General features: G+C 68.9%; 4 protein-coding genes. 3 read left to right on the plus strand and 1 reads right to left on the minus strand.

The features are described 5' to 3' along the window. Positions 1-220: low affinity iron permease family protein (locus EOA27_RS42445; protein WP_348639877.1), on the plus strand; the 220-nt coding region annotated here is incomplete at its 5' end. A gap of 172 nt (positions 221-392) precedes the next feature. Next, positions 393-632 carry a hypothetical protein gene (locus EOA27_RS29515; RefSeq protein ID WP_126083367.1) on the plus strand — a complete coding sequence of 80 codons (240 nt, stop codon included), beginning with the start codon at positions 393-395 and terminating at the stop codon, positions 630-632. A gap of 447 nt (positions 633-1,079) precedes the next feature. Here the strand turns inward: EOA27_RS29515 and EOA27_RS29520 are convergent, their stop codons facing one another. Beyond that, complete coding sequence (locus tag EOA27_RS29520) at positions 1,080-2,507, minus strand: MFS transporter (RefSeq protein WP_126083368.1); 1,428 nt, start codon at positions 2,505-2,507, stop codon at positions 1,080-1,082. Positions 2,508-2,641: 134 nt separating this feature from the next. Here EOA27_RS29520 and EOA27_RS29525 point away from each other — a divergent pair. Then, on the plus strand, positions 2,642-3,054 hold a 413-nt coding region (locus tag EOA27_RS29525; RefSeq protein ID WP_145970603.1), incomplete at its 3' end, for a LysR family transcriptional regulator.

The raw sequence follows: 3,054 nt of genomic DNA on the forward strand, positions 1-3,054 counted from the left end.
CCGGGACACCGCCGCCATCCACGCCAAGCTCGACGAGATCGTCATTGCGCTGAAGCAGACGCGCAACGACGTGGTCGGGCTCGAACATGCCGAGCCGCATGAGATCAAATCCAAGCTGATGGCACTGGAGATCGAAGCCGGGCGCCTGGCGGCGTCAGAGGCGTTAAACGGCGCGAGAGATGAGGCCGGCGCCGCAGTGGGTGGGGGTTCGTTGGGGTAGCTGAGGCACCGGCCGAAGGCGGAATGGGCACCGCCGCCAGGCAAAGATAGGCCTCTCAGGCGGCGGCGAAATTACGCGATCGCGGAAGCCTCCGGGAAGCCGTCCCGGCGCAGCGTTGTCACGCGGGCCGATCGGAACAAAATGCCGGGCATCGCCGTTTTTGGGGATGGTTATGTTCGCCCCGCTCGACATGCACGGCGAGAAGCGCGCCGATCTCCACCGGGCCGCAAGGCTGTCGATGCTGCATGAGCGCGTGGTGAAGCGCTTCGACAGGGTCGACCATTCAGCCGATGCCGTCGAGACCGCCGCAGCCGCATTCGTCGAGATCACGCATCGGCCGGCCGTCTTCGTTGCGCCATTCCGGCCAAACAGGAGACCTGAAACTGCGGCCGGCTGGACGCTCGGGCTGTAACTTCCCGAGGGGCCGCATGAAGTGATCAGTGAGGCCGCGCGTTGCGTACCCTGATCATATCGCGCCTTCTCAACTCGGCATATACCGCCTCGCGGTCCCCACGGTATCGCCCCAGCAATCTCATCGCCTCGTCGCGCTCCACACGCCCGAGTTTCATCATAAAGCGAAGTTCACGCTCAGGAATCAGAGGCTGAGCTTCCCGCCGCTGCCACCATGTTTCATGCATCGCTTCGACCTCCCCGCCACGCCCACTCGACAGTCCGCGGAAGCGCTGCCCCGCCCTGCCCGTGTAGACGTTATAGACCATCCATGCGTTGGCCTGAGTGAGACTGCGCACACTTCTCAGCTCTGACATTTGCATTTGTTAACGGAGTCTCCCTTTCCTTCCCGCCGGGCATCGCCTCGCGTCCGCATCCTTGTGTCACAGCGCAGACTGGGCTCCGGAAATCAGGCGCTGCAGCGCTCCCTCCGACCGCTGGCAACCGCAATTGCAACCGCGACGACGACCAACCCCGCAGCCACCGCAAAGGTCATCGCCATTCCGCGCGCGACGGCCGCCGGGGCCGCCGCCGCGATATCGCTCGTCCCCACGGCGAAGGCGAACACCGCGCCCATCACCGCCGTGCCGGTGACGAGGCCGAGATTGCGCGAGAGGCTGAGCATGCCCGACACCACGCCGCGCTCGCTTCTGTCGACATCGGCCATGACGGCGGTATTGTTGGCGGCCTGGAACAGCTGGTAGCCCGGCGTGAGCACGGCGATCGCCGCCGCGTAGCCGGCAACGCCGAAGAGGCCCGGGAGCGCTGTGAGCGCGGCGCAGCCGGCGACCATCAGCGCCAGGCCGGCGACGACCATCGCGGCCGCCCCCAGCCGATCGACGATACGCCCGGCAATGACGCCGCAGACCGCCGAGACCACGGGGCCGATCGACAGCACGGCTCCGGTCGCCGCTTCGCTCAGGCCCAGCGCGCGCGACAGGAAGAACGGGCCGACGACCAGGGTGGCCATCATCACTGTCGAGACCAGCGCGTTCATGGCGAGGCTCGGCGCCAGCACCCTGTCGCGCAGCAGCGCGAGCTTGACCAGGGGCGACGCCACCTTGGCCTCGGCGACGGCGAACAGCGCCGCGCCGGCCGCGGCCGCGCCGAGCAGCGCCGCGTTGAGGCCGCCGAAATGGCCGCGCCCGCTGGTCATCGCCAGCGCATAGGCGCTGAGCGTGGCAGCGAGCAGCAGCGTGCCCGGCACATCGAAGCGGGCCTTCGCGCCCGCCGCCTGGCGCGGGATACTCGCCGCTCGAAGGAAGCGCCAGGCGGCGAGCAGCGCGGCGCCGCCCAGCGCGGCATTGACGAGGAAGATCGAGCGCCAGCCGAGAGCGGCGATCAGCACGCCGCCGAGCGATGGGCCGAGCGCCGTGCCGATCGCCGACATGGTGCCGAGCAGGCCCATGGCGCTGCCGGTGCGCTCTTTCGGCACCGTCTCGCCGACGATGGCTATCGTCAGCGCCATCATCACTGCCGCGCCCAGCCCCTGCACGGCGCGCGCGGCGATCAGCAGCGCCAGCGACGGGGCAAGCGCGGCGGCAAACGAGGCGGCGCTGAACAGCGCCAGGCCGGCGATCAGCAGCAGCCGGCGGCCGACGAGATCGCCGAGGCGCCCGACGCTGACGATCAGCGCGGTGATGGCGAGCAGATAGGCAAGCACCACCCATTGCACCGCCGGAAAGGACGCGGCGAAGACCACGCTCAGCGTCGGCAGCGCGACATTGGCGATGCTGGTGGCGAGCGACGAGACGAGCATGGCCAGAGACAGGCTGGCCAGCGCACCCGCCGTCGAACGGCTAACGGGCGCAGCGCGGGTCTCGGCAATATCGGCCATGATGTCTTCTCCGTCGGGTGAAATGCGCCGGGAAGATAGGCGTCCAGCGGATATGGCGGAACGCGCAGCATTTGCACTTGATCAGTGCACGAAACGCCATGTCACCGAGCAACAACCATGCTATGGTTGCGCCTATGTCGCGACCCGATCTCAACCTGCTCGTCACGCTGGATGTGCTGCTTGCCGAAGGCAGCGTCGCCAGGGCCGCGCGGCGGCTGAAGCTCAGCCCCTCGGCGATGAGCCGGGCGCTGGCGAGGCTGCGCGAGGCGACCGGCGATCCGCTTCTGGTGCGCGCCGGGCGAGGCCTGGTGCCGACGCCGCGCGCCGCGGAGCTCGGCGCGGAAGTCGGCCGGCTGGTCAAGGAGGCGGAAGCGATGCTGCGGCCCGCCGAGCGGCTCGACCTCGCGCGGCTCAACCGCAGCTTCACGCTGCGCAACAGCGACGGCTTCGTCGAGAATTTCGGCCCGGCGCTGCTGGCCCGCGCGTCGCGGGAAGCGCCGGGCGTGCAATTGCGCTTCGTGCCCAAGCCCGACAAGGACAGCGGCCC

The organism is Mesorhizobium sp. M2A.F.Ca.ET.037.01.1.1 (assembly GCF_003998075.1).
GTDB lineage: Bacteria > Pseudomonadota > Alphaproteobacteria > Rhizobiales > Rhizobiaceae > Mesorhizobium.